We start from the raw sequence: 16130 nt of genomic DNA, 5'->3' as shown, positions 1-16130 counted from the left end.
GCGAAAATGAATTGTCACTTCTGTCTTGGTTATGAAAACGTCTCAACCGTAGTCTGTGTCTTCACAGATTTTTATCATTGTGAAGTTTCCAGTTTCTATAGTAAAATGAATTCGAAACCAGTTTGCCTTCAAACTTTGCTTTGGAAGTTTGTGGGACAGAGAGCAGCGGCACCGCCGAGAGAAAGAAAATTGTGGTGGCTGCCAACCGTTACAATGCACTTAGACAGCTGAAAAAGAAGTTTCTGAACTCGGCAGATGGCAGTAATTTCCGGGAGCAGCTGGACTATGGCTATATCCCCAGGGGCGGGATGAGTAAAGTAAATGGTAAGACAGGTGCCGGAGATAACTTTGGTGTTGAGCTCAAATATGCGAATGCGGCCACCCCTCAGTACAATGGCAATATCGGCGAGATGCTCTGGCGCCAGGGCGGTGCGTGGGTAGGCTATAAATTTTCCTATGATAACGCGAACCGCCTGACAAAGGGTGAAGGGTCTAACTACGAATACAGCGAAACAATTTCGGCCTACGAGTCGTACGCGACCCCGGTTCAACTGTAACATCAAAGCCTTGCAGCGAAAAAAGGGTACAGCTACCTGGGATGACCTGACCTATGTCTACGACAATGGCAACCGCCTGACGAAGGTGACGGACGCCAGCTCGACAGAGGATTTTAACAATGGTTCTTCTGCTGACACTGAAGATTACAGGTACGACGGCAACGGCAACGTAGTTCAGGATAAAAACCTGGGTATCGCCGATGGCGGCATCTGGTGCAATATGATGAACCTGACCAGGTAAGTTGTCATCAACAATCTCATTATGCAGTATCACTATGATGCTACCGCTTCTAAGCTGCGGATGCGGCGCGGAACGGATAACACCAAATATTCAGGTATCTTTGACTACAACAGCAGTAATTACCTTACACGTATCGGGACCGAAGAAGGCCAGATCGCAATTACCAACAACGGTGCCAATGCCAGTGACTATTCCTTCCAATATTACCTGAAAGATCACCTTGGCAATACCCGGCAAGTAATAAACGAAGCAGGTACACTTTTACAAGAGACCGGGTACTTCCCTTTTGGGTTTGGCGATTCCCAGGACGGCAGGGACGAGTAAATACAATTTTATTGGGCGCGAGAAGCAGGCGGAAACAGGTTATCTGGATTTGATGCAGCGGTTTTACGATCCAACAACCGACAGGTTCACCACTATTGACCCTGAAACTGAAGGACAATTAGAATTTTCTCCGCATCATTACTCATTTGATAACCAGAGCTGTTTACGGCGGATCTGTGCTGTTATTGAAGGCAGGAAAGTAAGAATTTCAGTTTAATACAATTCCACGTTATTTCAAAATATACTTTAAATTCATGACTTTGAATAATTTATTCTGTTCAAAATAATGCCAGAGTGGAAGTTTGTGTGAGCTCCTGGAGTGCCTTTGATAGAAAATGTGATCAGGTAAATAAAATATACAATAGTTAAGATCATCTTCTAATGAATTTAGACAAAGTATAAGCTGACTATTTTAATATAGGTTATAAAAATCAGTTATTAATTTTTTGTAAAACCCTGTTAAAAAGATTAATACATAACAATAAATCTGCCCACCAGACTCCTTGACAAACCCGAACAATTACTGTCCGTAAATGAACACTTTTCGACATCGGAAAAAATCATAATAATCTGACTTAAAATGCATTATGTTAAATAAATTTATCTGGCAAAGTATTTTATCAGCAAATATGGAACTAATGGTAAATCATGAACAGAGCCTACCTCGGAGAATTTGAGGAAATTGTACTTCTGACTGTTGCTGCCCTCGACAGTTCTGCCTATGGCGTTGCACTCACGCACGAAATTGCTGAGCAAACCGGACGTGCGGTTAGGTTAAACCAGATCCACTCTGCATTACAGCGCCTGGAAGAAAAAGGAATGGTAAAATCGGATATGGGCGAGCCAACAGCAGAACGTGGCGGAAGGCGGAAAAGGTTGTATTCGTTAACTGCTTATGGCCAGCGTACCCTACAGCAGGTAAGAGAAGTAAGAGAAAATCTTTGGTCACGTCTTGTAAAACCTTTTACCCTCGCTCTCGACCTATGAAAACAAACCCAAACCGGCCTTTACGCCCGCCAGTCTGGGCCGATAAACTGCTATGCCGCATTTGCGCCCCGCACCTGATTGAAACCATTTTGGGTGATCTACATGAAGAATTCAATTATCAGGTCGGGAAAGCTGGTTTGAGAAAAGCGCAGTTATTTTATTTACAGGAAGCATTGGGTTTTCTGAAACCCAGATACATTAAAAGACAAAAATCCCCTTATTCCACCACCTACATGATAAGCCCTGATATGATCCGTAACTATTTCACAATTGCATGGAGAACCCTGGCCCACAACAAGGTTTATTCCTTTATAAATGTAATCGGCCTGAGCATTGGTTTGGCCGCTGCCATGCTGATACTGCTCTACACCAAAGACGAAATCAGCTTTGATCAATTCCATGTAAATAATCCGAACATCTATCGGATAACCAGTCAGTATATCTCTCCTGCCGGCAAAAAGGTTGGTGTACAGGGAAATACCGGATATTTGCAGGGGCCAAAGTTTGCCGCAGGTGTGCCGGAAATCCGCTCTTTTATGCGATATCACGGGCATCAAAACGATGTTAAGAAAGGTACCCAAATTAAGAGTGAAACAACTTATCGTGTTGATTCTTCTTTCTTTTCTGTATTCACATTCCCATTGCTGAGCGGAAATCCGCATACTGCACTGAGCCAAAGCAAATCTGTGGTGATTTCGGAAGGGATGGCTGAGAAACATTTCGGCAGTAAGGATGTACTCGGAAAGACGATCCTGATGAAAGATAGTTTTGATAAAGATGCCCGCTTTGAACCATATACAGTGACTGGCGTTGCTCAAAAATCACCTCAGAATTCATCCATAAAATTTGATATAATAATCCCCATGCTGACCAATCATGGCGAAATGGAGAAAAGCACGAATTGGTTTAACACCTTCATGAACACCTTCGTGGTACTCGAACCGGGAGCAAATGTAAAACTTGTGGAACGTAAGATGAACCAGGTTTATAATATCGACGCCAGGGAAGTAATCCAGGAAGGAATCGAAAAGTTTGGATTCAGGGACAAGGTTCAATACAGCCTTCAGCCCTATACAGATATGCACCTGAGCAGCGATTTACCCGGCGACAATGGCTTGGTAGATCATAGTAATCCAAAACTGTCGTATATCCTCACCGGTATTGCGCTTTTTATACTTGCCATTGCCTGTATCAATTTCGTAAACCTGACGGTGGCCCGCTCTTTAAAACGTGCGAAAGAAATTGGAGTAAGGAAAGTAGTTGGCGGAGGCCGCATGCAGCTGATCATCCAGTTTCTTGGTGAATCTTTTTTGCTTTGCCTGGCTGCGTTTATTTTTGCGCTCGTGCTCGTACAGCTCACCTTACCAACATTTAACCACCTTGCCAACAAGGAACTTGCCCTCTCCTATCTTTTTGATATAAAGCTCATTCTGGTCTATTTCGCACTTTTCCTAACCACAGGTTTACTGGCTGGATTTTATCCTGCATTGGTATTATCGGGTTATGATCCTGTGACAACGCTCTATAACCGAATGCAGCTTTCAGGCAAAAATTATCTGCAGACTTCATTGGTCGTTCTGCAGTTTACTATTGCCTCCTTCCTCATTATCGGTACACTCACTATACAATCTCAATTCGACTACCTGATAAACAAGGATCTGGGGTATAGCGACAAACACCTTGTCCATGTCGAAAAGTCCAATCTTACCAGGCAGGAAGCGCAACTACTCAGACAGGAATTGGAAAAAGACCCTGATATCATTGCTGTGGCACCAAAAAACGGTGGCCGTTGGTTCACTTCCGCCAAAGTAAATGGAAATACCGAAATCAGTTTTGCTTATGAAACGGTAGATCCGGAATTCTTGCCAATGATACATGTTCCGATACTCAAAGGCCGCAATTTTTCTGCTGATTTCCCTTCTGATTCTGCTCTTCATGTGCTCGTGAATGAAACATTTGTCAGGAAAGCAGGCTGGAAGGATCCTATCGGACAAGTTGTCGACTTTTGGTATGACAAGGCCAAGTATACGGTTGCGGGCGTTGTGAAGGATTACCATTATACTGATTTGAGTGAAAAAATCGGCCCGCAGGTTTTCACTATGAAAGCTGGCAATACATTTGGCGGTTTTTTTGTCAAGATCAAACCTGGCACCGAAACCACGAGTCTCCGGCACATTGGAGAAACCTACACCCGGCTGTTCCCGCTTAATCCTTATTCTTACAAGTTCTGGGACGACGAGAATATAAAACGCTATGAATCAGAAGCGAAGTGGAAGCAGATTATGCTTTTCGGAACCATTCTGACGATCTTTATTTCCTGCATTGGCCTGTTCGGTTTGGCCACACTTTCCGCCCAAAGACGCAATAAGGAAATTGGCATCCGCAAGGTTATGGGTGCCTCAGTCACCAGTATTACCCGGTTGCTAACTTCCGACTTCCTGAAACTGGTTTGTATATCATTTGTTTTTGCATTTCCACTGGCTTATTATGCTATTGATAAATGGCTGCAAAATTACCCTTACCGAATAAATATCAGCGTATTGATATTTATTGAAGCCGGATTGCTCGCTGTTTTGATAGCGTTTCTGACGGTTAGTTTCCAATCGGTCCGTGCTGCACTAATGAACCCGGCAAAAAGTTTACGGAGCGAATAAATACTTAACCCGGCAGATAGTATATACAATCTGCCGGGCAATAATTTAAGAATATCTTACTGACAAATTTATACATTAAAATGAACGATTATTTCATCCGCCTTTTCCGTTACAATGATTGGGCAAATAAAATCATTGGAAATTATTTGCTGGAACACGCCATTACAGATCATGATTGCGTAAAATTGCTCAGCCACATTTTACTCGCACAGGTCAATTGGTACAAACGCACTATTGGCCGGCAGGATGACGTACCGGTTTGGAGCATACAAAATATTAATCCTGAGATGGTCATTGAATTGGAGTCAAATGGCAAATTATGGGCTGATTATATCAGGAGCCTGAATGTGGATGACTTTGGTAAATTGCTTTCATATAAAAATATGGCCGGCGTATCTTGCCAGACAACCATACAAGATACGCTTTGCCATATGGTAAATCATGGGACTTATCACCGTGGCCAGATTATCAGGCGAATACGGGAACTTGATCTTGCACCTCCCTCGACAGATTATATTCTTTTTGCCAGATTTTTTCCGGCATGACCAGCATTCGTATTTATATAAATAAAGCTTAATTATAGCAGGCTTCAACCAGGAATTTTGTACCCGTTGTGATATTCTTTGGTGATAAGCTGGTTGGCAACTGATTCGTCAAACTTTCCTTTCTCCTGGTTCCAATGGATCTTATTACCGGTGCGGTAAGCAATATTTCCCATATGCGACAGGATCGCAACCTCAGAACCAATCTGAATCGGTGCATTCAAATCTTCCAATTTTCGTGACCGGATCACTTCAATGAAATTCTTTGCATGCAGGTCCAGTCCGTTATCTGAAGACTTTTGGAGCGTTACGGCTTCCATCTTTTTTCCTTGCGCCACCACTTCCCAACCGTTTCTGTCCACGACAAGCGTTCCGTTTCCTCCCATAAATGCAATGCCGTGCTCGCGACCATATATACCTGCGCCGAAACCAATGGCGTGTTCCCACTGAATATTAAAGTCATCATATTCAAAAACAGTCGTAAGTGTGTCCGGGGCATCAACGCCGAAATTGAGCACCTTACTACCGGCAGCAGATACACTTTTGGGTGCGGAAGCTTTCATACCTAACAAAGCGTAGTCGAGCAAATGAACGCCCCAATCAGTCATAATTCCCCCTGCATAGTCCCAATACCAACGAAATTTTCCATGAAACCGGTTGGGATTAAACGGCCTTTTTGGCGCCGGTCCCAGCCACATATCATAATCAACACCCATCGGGGGAGCGCTGTCGGGAAGATTTGTTAATGGCGCGCCATAATCAAAATAACCCCAAACCTTTACCAGACCAATTTTACCAAGCTTGCCGGAATGCACAAATTCAATTGCATCGCGGAAATGTTTCTGGCTCCGCTGCCACTGCCCAACCTGCACCACACGCTTAAAACGTTCCTGTGCAGCAACCATGCTCCGGCATTCAGCAATTGAATTTCCAATTGGCTTTTCCACATACACATCTTTTCCGGCCTGACAGGCTTCGACCATCATCAGGCAATGCCAATGATCGGGAGAACCGATTACAACCGCATCGATATTTTTATCTTCAAGTAGCTTGCGGTAATCATTGTATGTCTTTACTTTAATACCCCTGGTCAAAAGTTCAGCAGCACGCTTATCCAACACATTCTTATCTACATCGCATAAGGCCACACATTCAACACCCGGATTTTTAAGTACAGCATTCAGGTCCGCCCAGCCCATGCCATTAATTCCGATCGCTCCAACCCGGATTGTATCAGCAAGTGCAAATATCTTTGGGAATGCAGATAAGGAAACAGGCAAGAACGACGAAACTCCTGTATAAGCAACTATTGCAGAAGTCGAGCTGATGAATTTTCTTCTTGTGGCCATATGATTAAAGCAAATGCAATTTTGTAGATAGCAGAATAGTATAAATATAAAATACTATAATTCTACTTAATCATAAACCAACATGCGTTCAAATCCTCCATTTTGAAAGCAGGTTTTTACAAGAAATCTGACGAAATCATTCCAATAAAATAACCAGCGACTCTAAAATTACTCTTTCAAAACAATTTTACCCAAAGAAACCTCATAACCCGTACTTCCATAATTAGCTTTCCTTTTGTCAGACCAGTTTGGACGTTCTCCCAAAACGGATACCGTCAATGTGTAGTCGTCCTTTGAAAGCAAAGGACTTAAAAATTTTAGTGATGATTCGGCATAGTTGCAGTACATGTCAACGATTGACGACAGCACTATTTTTTGTTTTTTGTTTCGCAAAATGAGTTTTGCATATCCTCCTTTTGGACTCGCCTGACCGTACCAGCCGATCTGAGTTCCTGTAAAACTCACGGAGAAAGAAGCACCTTTTTCCTGGGAAATACGTCCTGCTGTCGGATTTGAAGTTTCATCCTGCCAGTTTCCGGAATAGGAAATTCTTCTGTCTGCACGTTCCAGAATTTTGTCAGTAACCTTTTTGGAAGATCTTACACCGGTTGAAGTATTGACTTGCCATGCTTCCTGAAACCCGGGAATAGAAATAGAGTGACCGGATACGGTCAATGGCTGCCAGACGTATGTTGCGGCGGAAGCCTGTTTAGGGTAAGACCACCGGTCGCCCATGAACAGAAAGGTCGTGTCCTTCGAGCCGGTAATAGGTAAAACAAAAGTAGTCTGTGAGTTCCAGGTTAGTGTGCCTTCGGGTGTAAACGTTCCCCGATGCTGCCACGGTCCTTTCAATGCGTTAGAGGTATAATAGTAATTTTCATTTTTTTCCCAGCTTGTAAGATGCGACCCTAAAAAATAATAAATGCTGTCTTTCCGAAAAATGGCAGGCGATTCAAAGCCGGAAGTCATATTTTTATTTACCAACTCACTGACACTTTTATAGTCTTTGTTGAGCTTGTAAATTTCGCCGCCATGTATCAGCACATAACCCGATCCGTCCTGATCCTGAAAAATGCCCATATCCCATTTCCTAATTGGCTGACCATCAAATAGTAACGGTCCCTGAAAAACATAAGGTCCCGTAATTGTTCCGGATGTTGCATAACCCACGAACTGGTCTTTATAGCCAAGCGTATCAACATGCATATACATTATAAATTCTTCTGTATCAGGACACTTCATTACTTTCACGCGCTCCCCTACCCGGTTTGGCCCCAGCTTTCCGTTTGCTTGCGGAGCGAGTGCTACACGCTCAAATTTCCAGTTGTATAAATCAGCCGATGAGTAACAATTGAACCCGGCAAACGCGTTGCTGGTATCCGAATGCGCCTCACCAAACAGGAAGTACCGGCCATTTTCTTTCACAATGTTGGCTCCGTGAGCACTTACGATGTTTCCCTTATCGTCAAACCAGGGAGTACCGGAATAGATCGCGTCATACTGTTTTGGTTTCTGTGCCAAACAATTGCTGGTATGCAAAACGAAGAAGAAAAGAAGAATTGTGACAAATTTCATAAGTGGTTATTTACTGCTAATAACTGTGTTGTTATAGCTTGAAGGAAGCAATCCGTAAAACGGCTGAGCAACGCCCAGGTCAATAAAAATATGCGTCAAAATCACTCCCGGATCGATCATATGGATTGTCAGTTTGTGTTTGCCCGCTTTCAGATCCTGCACCTTCAAAGTACGTTGAGCTGAGTTGCTCAATACATTATTTTTCCACTCGTCGCTTCGGCCAAAAGTTTTGAAATTGAATATGTTTACCGGACCGCCATCAATGCTGATGCCGTATCGCAATTCAAAATTTTTGTTGAGCGGATACGTAGGTAACGAAGAAATCGTAAGGTTTGCAGTTGCCTGATGGAACGTGTAAAAATCGTATTCAACCGAGGGATTGCTTTTCACTTTCATTGTATCCAAATCACCATCAGCTGGTTTTTCAATCAATGGCAATGCTTCCAGAGCTTTGCCATTGGAACCCAATCCATCCACGATGCTCCACTGGCGGGATCTGGTGTTTTTAATGTTTGTGTAGTCAACAGCATTGATTGACAAATAATGATTGGCTTCAATGTGGCCCTTAAAACTTTCGAGATCCTGCGTTCCGGCATTGTTGGCTGCTACATTAAATTCATATTGATCATCATCCGTTTTGACAATAATATTTCCTTTTAACAACTTCTGAACCGGTGCTTTAACCCAGTCGATTTCCACCCAAATACGCTGCTGACTGTTCAATCCGTCCGGAGTTAATTCCCCTTTTACAGCACTTATTTTTATCCAGTTTTCAGAAGAATTTACAGTAAAAGTCTTTTTTTCATTCCGACATAAAAATACGTCGATGAAATATTTCGGCTTGTTCCATTTATTAAATTCAGGAAGCGAAAACTGATGCTGAATTGTGGAATTTGAACTGGAATCAACATTTTTGTAACCTTCTGGTAGCGCACGAAAAGCAGGTAAATTTTTTGTTTTGGGCAAATCAAAAACGGGTAATTTAAAAACCGGAAGCTCTCTTGGAAACATATCCATCATGCCCTGCCACTTTCCGTCTGCCAGTTTTGTGTTATAGAATTTAGTTTCATCGGCGATTTTTTCATACACTTCATTAGATAACGAAGCATACGATTGAGCACTCAATCTGCCCTGTTTGGTATACAAATAAGCTTTGTCTCGATATAGGAATTTCTTATTCATCAACGTCGCTCCTTTAACCGGATAGGCTACCAATTCGAAAAAAGCATCCTTGTCTTTTGGCTGGATATTGGCACTGATAGCTTCGACATCCGCCGCCAACTGATCGTAAGCATCAATTCTAAGTTGGGCCTGATCGTTGTAATAGTTGTGATTGTACGCAGTGAAATTCACTTCCGTAGTTGGCTCCGTCCGGCTCCAACCCATATATTCGGGCTTGCGCTCAAAAGCCAGGTCGTAATATTTCCAAAGTGCCTTGGCAACAGAAACTGATGTTTTATTTCCAAAAATTGTGGTCAACCAATTTTGCAAATGGGTGAAAGAAAAGACAGATTCTTCAAATGGCTTTATATCATAAGCCATGTCCATAAAAAGTTGCGTGGAATATTCATTAGGCTTGATATCACCCACATTCAACACCCATAACTGTCTCGCGTTCATTGCATAAGCTTTGGTCATTTCTTCGCGAATATGTGCAGGATGCGACGTACCCAGCCACAAATAATCGTGAGGCCTGCCCCAATAAGACACATGATAATAAACACCCGAACCGCCTGCTCTTTTATTTTCTTCTGCGTTACTTAGCCGCTGAATGTATCCATAATTATCGTCCGGCCACACCAGGGTAATATCATCCGGCACTTTCAGGCCAGCATCATATATTTCGAGTACTTCTTTGTAGGGTGTGAATACCTGCGGCACTTTGGTAATATCCGCATTTACATACTTTTTAAGCATATTCCGTTGCGAAGTTATAATCGTATCCAGCAACGGAACAGTTTCCTCCATCGTTTTCACGCCCTGAATTTCGCCGTCGTGAATCCCACGCATTCCGGTTGTATAAATGCCGTTGACCTTACTGCTCTCTTTAATCCGCGATTCCCAATATTCGTCAACTTTCTTCCTGTTTGTCAGGTAATTAAAGTGCCCCATGCTTTTTTCGTCCCATTCACTTACATTGTTTCTGAGCATCGGTTCTGCGTGTGAAGAGCCGACTACAATCTGATAATCTTCGGCCGCTTTGATATTGCCCGGATAATGGTAAAATGCTTTTGTACTCGGGTGCATGGCCGGCCAGATCAGATTTGCTTTGAGGCGCAGGAGCAGTTCAAAAACTTTCGTATACGTTTTCGGGCCGATATCTTTTGTTTCAGGTTCAAAAGTTTTGGCCGCCCAGGGCTGTAATCCCCAGTCTTCGTCATTGATAAAAATGCCTCTGAACTTAACCGAAGGTGCTTTTGAGGTAAAATCTTCAATATTAAGAGAAAGCGATTTCTGGGTTTTCGGTGTTGCGTCAGCCCACCAATACCAGGGCGTCACTCCTATTTTTTCCGAAATGGAAAACACACCGTATGCCGTTCCCCGTGCATCACTTCCCGCAATCACCAGCGCGTTGGAAATGTTCTTTGAAGGTCTTACAAGAATTCTGAGTGAGTAAGATTCCCACTTTCCTTTCAAACTCTGATCAACAGCTTTGTTTCCAAAACCCATAATTAACTCCGAATCCGCCCGGCCAATGATGATAACATTTCCCTTTGCAGTCGAAATATCGTTGTAAACTTTTGGCAGATATCCGCTCACTAACTGGATATCAGAGGCCAGCAAATTCGCCGCAATGGAATCAAGTTTCGTATCTCCTTTTTGGTAATAAATTGATACTTTATTTTGTGCCGTTACGAGATCAAACTGTGATGCATTTGCGGCATATTGATTCCCCGTTGCGATCAGGATAAATGCCGCAATAAACCTTGATATCTTCATTTTCATGTAAAGGGGTTTGTATTTAAATGCTCTCAATTCTGGAAGTTGAGCACGTTTTCGTGAATTTCTTTTTTGTCGTGTATCGTATTGGTGACAATATTTTTCATGGATACATTTTTGACAGGCAACTCTTTTTGGCCTAATATTCTGGATTCAAACTGTACATCTTTGACAGTAATATTGCTCAAATAAACATCCGAGATCGGCGTGAGTTTGCGGATCGTAGTTGGTACCAAAGTCCGCCATTGATACAATACGTCGGTTTCAATACCGAGTACACCGAGATCAATTTTACCCGCTGTGAGATTCGACGCGTAAATGTTTTTCACGTATCCGCCCATGCGTTCATTGGTTTTGATAAATAACAAATGATTCAGTTTCGCACCATCAATTACCTGACAATTGCTGATATCCACGTTTTCAATTCCGCCGGAAAGTTCACTTCCGATCGCAACCAGCTGATGTCCGTTTTTAACAATACAGTTACGGATCACAATGTTTTTTGAAGGCGTTTTCAACCGCCATCCTTCCGGATTTCGCCCCGATTTGATAGCAATAGCATCATCTCCCTGGTCAAAAACGCAATCTTCTATCAACACATTCTGGCTCATTTCGGGATCTACACCATCATTGTTATGTCCATGCGCATATACTTTTACTTTCCGGATTACCACATTTTTGGATAGATAAGGATGGATCGTCCAGAAGGGACTGTTTGTAATGGTAACGCCTTCTAACAAAATATTTTCGCTCCTGTTAAACTGGATAAACTGCGGGCGAAGATGGGCAGTATCATTCACCATTTGGCGCTCATCGACAGGCGTATAAGCAGCAGCCAGATTGTACAGACGCTTGATACTTTCCATATGCGGCTTCGGACGTGCATACCATTCTTTCCATACATCGAGTTTGGCTTTTAACTCTCCTTCGCCGGTAATAGCAATGTTTTTACACTCGTAAGCATAAATCAGCGGGGAATAATTAAGACATTCCAGACCTTCCCATGTACTGTGGACAGCCGGCAAATAGTCATCCGGATTTTCTGAAAATAGTAAAACAGCACCTTTATTTAAATGCAGGTTAACATTGCTTTTAAGGTGAATTTTTCCGGTCAGCCATTCGCCTTCGGGAATCACAACGATTCCTCCGCCAAGCTTATTCGCTTCCGTAGTGGCTTTTGCAATAGCCTGCGATGTTTTTATTTTATCTCCCTGTACTGCTCCAAAATCCGTAATAAGCAGTTTTTTACTTTTGCTAAAATCCGGAACCAGAATATCGGGCATAGCAAAATGTGCCTTCACTTTCAATTTGACGGTAGGAACCTCCGCTTGCGCGATATAGGCAAGCAATAATGAAGCGCAGAATAAAATGGCAACAATTCGTTGTTTCATGTGGTTAAAATTTACTAATAAATGATATTAAGAATGGGTTCAATTAATGCCCTTGAACCGGCAGAATCCAGGTGAAGCCCGTCTGTGGTCATGGTTTCTATATGATGCCCAATGGTTTTATAGCCATTTATAAAAATACAACCATTACGATGTGCTACTTTTTCGAATTCCGTGCTCATTTGTTTGACGCGATCATCTCCACCAGCATATTTATCCGTGCCCAGCGCTTTTGAACCATATGGCGGTGGCGAAATAATGATGATTTTCGCCTTGCTGATCACCGGATATGGACTGTTTTTGATTTTCGTTACGAGCTTTTCCAAGTTCAAAGAGACTTCATGTTGCAAGGCGGCGAAAACGTTTTTGGCGTCATTTGTACCGAGCTCCAAAATCACAAAATCGTACGGTCGCTCTCCGGTAAATTCAGCTGCTTTTTTAAGATTTTGGTCTATTACAAAAAGGGAATTTAAAGTACTATCACCCAAATTGAGAAAACCAATTGTCCTTCCACTTTTGCTGATGTTAAAAACCTGTGCACCGGGAATGGCCGAAGCCAGCTGCTGAGGCCAGCTGTGCGGATAAGTGCCGTTGCTATCACCCAAAGTAAAAATATTCGGCTTTACCGAAGTTGGGTTTACAGACTGAGCCGGCAAGTGGCTTGAAATCAAAAAGAAAAGTATAAATATGTATCTGGTTATCATTTACTTAACAAATAATTTTGTCTTATAATACACTCATTGTCCGAAACTTACTGATCCAATAATTGCTCGACAGCGAAGGTTGAAAGCATTTCGTGATTGCCTTCAAAAATGGTTAGTTTAAAATTTTCGTATTCTTTTTGCAGACAAATTTTTCTACCACCTATTGTCCCCAGTGCTCCCAACGGACGCCGAAATTCAAGCAGATTCAGTTTTTCAGCATCCGAAACATATTGGGATTTGTCAGCCACGGACAAGTCAGTTAAAAGCTTATTGTAAAAATTAATGGAGTGCGTAATAGGTACACTGCCCTGAATGCCATCATAAATGCCTGCGAAAATATACAGTGTTGCACCCTCCCGGTTTTTGCCAGGGCCAGGCATATACAAAGGTGATTTGTACCGGGCATTTTTTACATTCAACTCACTTTGAGAACCCGTGCAATTTAAAATGTTTTTTGCGTATTTATTTCCCAATATTGTGCTTTCATGATACCACGCCGTCAAATCGGAAATCGAAGCCCATACCGAAAACTTCCTGATACGATGTTTTGATTTCATAAAAGTGGCAAGCGTCGCATAACCGCCACCGCTTACGCCAATGACATATATTTTCGCAGTGTCAACTTTGGCATTTTTGATTGCGTAGCTGATCGCATCATCAATATCCGCTAATGCCAGTTCACTACAACAAGCGCTGGTAATTACATTGGCACCACGAAAATCAGGATGAATGTAGTTTACGTCTTTCTCTTTGCATATCGCTGCAACGTCATCTTTCTGTGTGTAATCCCCACTCCACGTGTGCAGTGAAACAATCAGCGGTTTTGGTTCAGCCGATTTTGTTTTGTAGAAGTAAGATTTTTGAACGCTCTGATCCATTCCGGAAACATTTTCAACGACTTTAAAATCGGCTGGCCAGGTAATGTTTCTGGTATCGTCAAATTTGATATAACTTTCTTCTGAAGGCTTTTCATCGGCCAAAATTGGTTTTGTTTGGGCATATGAAGTTTCATGCGTTAACAAAATCAGGAAACACAAGAAGAACTTCACTAGGGCTTTCATTAATGAAAATAAATTTAGGGTTGTAAACCAGAGCGCTTTTTTCGTTCCATTACTGTCACCCAGAACAGGCTCTGGGTGACAGCAAAATATCATTTAACTTCAATAACTCGGATTCTGCGGATATCCTTCTGTATCCCTGTCAATGACCGTCTGAGGAATTGGCCTTAGGTAATATTTGTCGATTACGCCGCCCGGATTGGCAAGTTTTGTCAGGATATTATGTTCAAAAGCGCGGCCCAGTTTGCGGGTACGTTTCAGATCCAGCCAGCGTTTGTATTCACCTGCCAGCTCTCTTGCGCGTTCGTCCAAAATAAAATCGATCGTTACTTCCGCTGCTGTAATGTCCAGACTCTGTCCTGCTGCGGCAGCACGTTTGCGGACAACATTGATTTTTTCAGCTGCTTTATCCAATTGCCCCAACTTGAAATAAGCTTCGGCAGCCAGCAGGTAAGTTTCAGCGAAACGGAACAAAAAGACATCGCGGGTTGAGCTGTAACCGACCTCGTTATTGTTGGGAAAACTGGCCAGCGGATCGAAGAATTTGTTGATCATCGGGAATTTCAATGCCCCGCCTATTCCCTGGAAATCCTGTTTCCATCTTTCAAATCGCACGATTTCAACATTGGGATTTGCAGCTTTCAAAGCAACCGAATCCTGGGCTGTAAAAGGACGGTCGGGATATGGGAAGTAAAACCGGAGGTCCCCTTTTTTAATATCATTAGCACCAAGTTTGTCATCCCGCACGGCATAAAACTGACTTAAAAAAGTACCGTCATAACGTGTGTCTTTTGCCGTGTTGTATAGGGTGTAAAGAAACTGGGTTGGCATAAAATCGCTGGTCCTTCTGCTATATACTGCATATTCCCCATCGTAAAATCCGGGTTCGCGGAATATCCGCCAGCCAAAGAAAAGGTTCTGACCATGACCTACTACTTTGTTTTCCAGACTTGTTGGGTCAAACTGAATCGAGAAAATAATCTCGCTGTTTTTCTGATTTGTAGACTTGAACACATCGGCAAAAGAAGGAAGCAGACTGTAAGTCCCACCCGCAATTACTTCCTCGGCATACTGGGCAGATTTTGCAAAATCATCACCTGCTGCAAATGTTTTATAGCCGCGCGTCAAATGGATCAGAGACAACAAATGTTTTACGGCACCTTGCGTAATTCTTCCGAATTCTGTGGTCGTTGCATCCACAGTGCCCGCTGATGCATTCAGATCCTGAACAATAAAATCATACACTTCCTGCTCAGAATTGGGTACAAAATGCGTAACCGGTGTATTGATTTCATCCTCCACAATAGGAATGCCTCCAAAGTTTTCTACCAGCAAATAATAGAAATAGGCCCGGATAAAACGTACTTCGGCAACACGTTTATTTTTAGTCGCTTCCGCCAAACCCGGGATGCCGTTTGCCCTGTTTATAGCCGTGTTACATCTTTGAATCCCGGCATAAAGTGCGGAAAAAATCTCGTTGACACCTGAGTTGTCCGAAGACAGAGTTTTGTATTCGTTCAGCTGTGTGGCGCGCACAACCCGGTCTCCCACTGTTCCGCTTACGGATTCGATTTCTCCTCGGGTTTCCGTATCGGTTCCCCAGGCAAAAAGTTTTGGATCTGTTTTGTAAATGTCACGAAGGGATGAATAGCACGAGTTAACGAGTTTTTCGTATCCGGCTGCATCCACATAAAAGTTTTCACTGGTTACGCCACTTATGTTTTCTTCTGTCAAAAACTCGTTGCAAGATGCCAGTCCTACTGCTGCGGCTATTATTAATGTATAAAATATCTTTTTCATCGGTTGCTATG

General features: G+C 42.7%; 14 protein-coding genes. 7 read left to right on the top strand and 7 right to left on the bottom strand.

Translation table 11 applies throughout. The features are described 5' to 3' along the window. Nucleotides 1–122: 122 nt before the first annotated feature. The 7 genes from KZC02_RS29610 (at nucleotide 123) to KZC02_RS29580 (ending at nucleotide 5308) form a co-directional block, all read left to right on the top strand. Entirely contained in the window at nucleotides 123–557 is a 435-nt protein-coding gene (locus tag KZC02_RS29610; protein ID WP_221391964.1) for a hypothetical protein, read from the top strand. A gap of 10 nt (nucleotides 558–567) precedes the next feature. Then, nucleotides 568–798, top strand: a complete 231-nt coding sequence (locus tag KZC02_RS29605; RefSeq protein WP_221391963.1) for a hypothetical protein — start codon at nucleotides 568–570, stop codon at nucleotides 796–798. Nucleotides 799–819: 21 nt separating this feature from the next. Continuing rightward, nucleotides 820–1122 (top strand): hypothetical protein, encoded by a 303-nt coding sequence (locus tag KZC02_RS29600; protein WP_221391962.1) that lies wholly within the window; start codon nucleotides 820–822, stop codon nucleotides 1120–1122. Further along, nucleotides 1085–1339, top strand: coding sequence for an RHS repeat-associated core domain-containing protein (locus tag KZC02_RS33475; protein WP_409014232.1), 255 nt, complete (start codon nucleotides 1085–1087; stop codon nucleotides 1337–1339). The genes KZC02_RS29600 and KZC02_RS33475 overlap by 38 nt, the downstream gene beginning before the upstream one ends. 431 nt (nucleotides 1340–1770) lie before the next feature. Continuing rightward, entirely contained in the window at nucleotides 1771–2109 is a 339-nt protein-coding gene (locus tag KZC02_RS29590) for a PadR family transcriptional regulator (protein ID WP_221391960.1), read from the top strand. Beyond that, complete coding sequence (locus KZC02_RS29585) at nucleotides 2106–4763, top strand: ABC transporter permease (RefSeq protein ID WP_221391959.1); 2658 nt, start codon at nucleotides 2106–2108, stop codon at nucleotides 4761–4763. Before KZC02_RS29590 ends, KZC02_RS29585 begins: the two co-directional genes overlap by 4 nt. Nucleotides 4764–4843: 80 nt before the next feature. Beyond that, nucleotides 4844–5308, top strand: coding sequence for a DinB family protein (locus KZC02_RS29580; protein WP_221391958.1), 465 nt, complete (start codon nucleotides 4844–4846; stop codon nucleotides 5306–5308). A gap of 44 nt (nucleotides 5309–5352) precedes the next feature. Here the strand turns inward: KZC02_RS29580 and KZC02_RS29575 are convergent, their stop codons facing one another. From KZC02_RS29575 to KZC02_RS29545, 7 genes are all read right to left on the bottom strand, one after another. After that, on the bottom strand, nucleotides 5353–6654 hold the full coding sequence (locus KZC02_RS29575; protein ID WP_221391957.1) for a Gfo/Idh/MocA family protein: 1302 nt from the start codon (nucleotides 6652–6654) through the stop codon (nucleotides 5353–5355). A 168-nt stretch (nucleotides 6655–6822) separates the two neighbouring features. After that, a complete protein-coding gene (locus KZC02_RS29570) occupies nucleotides 6823–8229 on the bottom strand; it encodes a family 43 glycosylhydrolase (protein ID WP_221391956.1) in 1407 nt (468 codons plus the stop codon). 6 nt (nucleotides 8230–8235) lie between these two features. Next, nucleotides 8236–11175 carry a glycosyl hydrolase 115 family protein gene (locus tag KZC02_RS29565; protein WP_221391955.1) on the bottom strand — a complete coding sequence of 980 codons (2940 nt, stop codon included), beginning with the start codon at nucleotides 11173–11175 and terminating at the stop codon, nucleotides 8236–8238. Nucleotides 11176–11201: 26 nt separating this feature from the next. Beyond that, on the bottom strand, nucleotides 11202–12560 hold the full coding sequence (locus KZC02_RS29560) for a glycoside hydrolase family 28 protein (RefSeq protein WP_221391954.1): 1359 nt from the start codon (nucleotides 12558–12560) through the stop codon (nucleotides 11202–11204). 14 nt (nucleotides 12561–12574) lie between these two features. Then, nucleotides 12575–13261: a GDSL-type esterase/lipase family protein gene (locus KZC02_RS29555; protein ID WP_221391953.1), complete on the bottom strand. Its 687-nt coding sequence runs from the start codon at nucleotides 13259–13261 to the stop codon at nucleotides 12575–12577. A 47-nt stretch (nucleotides 13262–13308) separates the two neighbouring features. Then, complete coding sequence (locus tag KZC02_RS29550) at nucleotides 13309–14241, bottom strand: S9 family peptidase (protein ID WP_221391952.1); 933 nt, start codon at nucleotides 14239–14241, stop codon at nucleotides 13309–13311. Between the two features lie 180 nt (nucleotides 14242–14421). Then, on the bottom strand, nucleotides 14422–16119 hold the full coding sequence (locus tag KZC02_RS29545; protein WP_221391951.1) for a RagB/SusD family nutrient uptake outer membrane protein: 1698 nt from the start codon (nucleotides 16117–16119) through the stop codon (nucleotides 14422–14424). Nucleotides 16120–16130: the final 11 nt, after the last annotated feature.

This window comes from Dyadobacter sp. NIV53 (assembly GCF_019711195.1).
Taxonomy (GTDB): domain Bacteria; phylum Bacteroidota; class Bacteroidia; order Cytophagales; family Spirosomataceae; genus Dyadobacter.
Note: the sequence above shows the minus strand (reverse complement) of the source record. Positions and strands in the feature narration are given on the sequence as shown.

Excerpts from the sequence above, each read along its gene's own strand:
- KZC02_RS29545 (WP_221391951.1), bottom strand. The coding sequence starts at position 16,119 with ATGAAAAAGATATTTTATACATTAATAATAGCCGCAGCAGTAGGACTG.
- KZC02_RS29565 (WP_221391955.1), bottom strand. The coding sequence starts at position 11,175 with ATGAAAATGAAGATATCAAGGTTTATTGCGGCATTTATCCTGATCGCA.
- KZC02_RS29580 (WP_221391958.1), top strand. The coding sequence starts at position 4,844 with ATGAACGATTATTTCATCCGCCTTTTCCGTTACAATGATTGGGCAAAT.
- KZC02_RS29600 (WP_221391962.1), top strand. The coding sequence starts at position 820 with ATGCAGTATCACTATGATGCTACCGCTTCTAAGCTGCGGATGCGGCGC.
- KZC02_RS29560 (WP_221391954.1), bottom strand. The coding sequence starts at position 12,560 with ATGAAACAACGAATTGTTGCCATTTTATTCTGCGCTTCATTATTGCTT.
- KZC02_RS29585 (WP_221391959.1), top strand. The coding sequence starts at position 2,106 with ATGAAAACAAACCCAAACCGGCCTTTACGCCCGCCAGTCTGGGCCGAT.
- KZC02_RS29590 (WP_221391960.1), top strand. The coding sequence starts at position 1,771 with ATGAACAGAGCCTACCTCGGAGAATTTGAGGAAATTGTACTTCTGACT.
- KZC02_RS29570 (WP_221391956.1), bottom strand. The coding sequence starts at position 8,229 with ATGAAATTTGTCACAATTCTTCTTTTCTTCTTCGTTTTGCATACCAGC.
- KZC02_RS29555 (WP_221391953.1), bottom strand. The coding sequence starts at position 13,261 with ATGATAACCAGATACATATTTATACTTTTCTTTTTGATTTCAAGCCAC.
- KZC02_RS29575 (WP_221391957.1), bottom strand. The coding sequence starts at position 6,654 with ATGGCCACAAGAAGAAAATTCATCAGCTCGACTTCTGCAATAGTTGCT.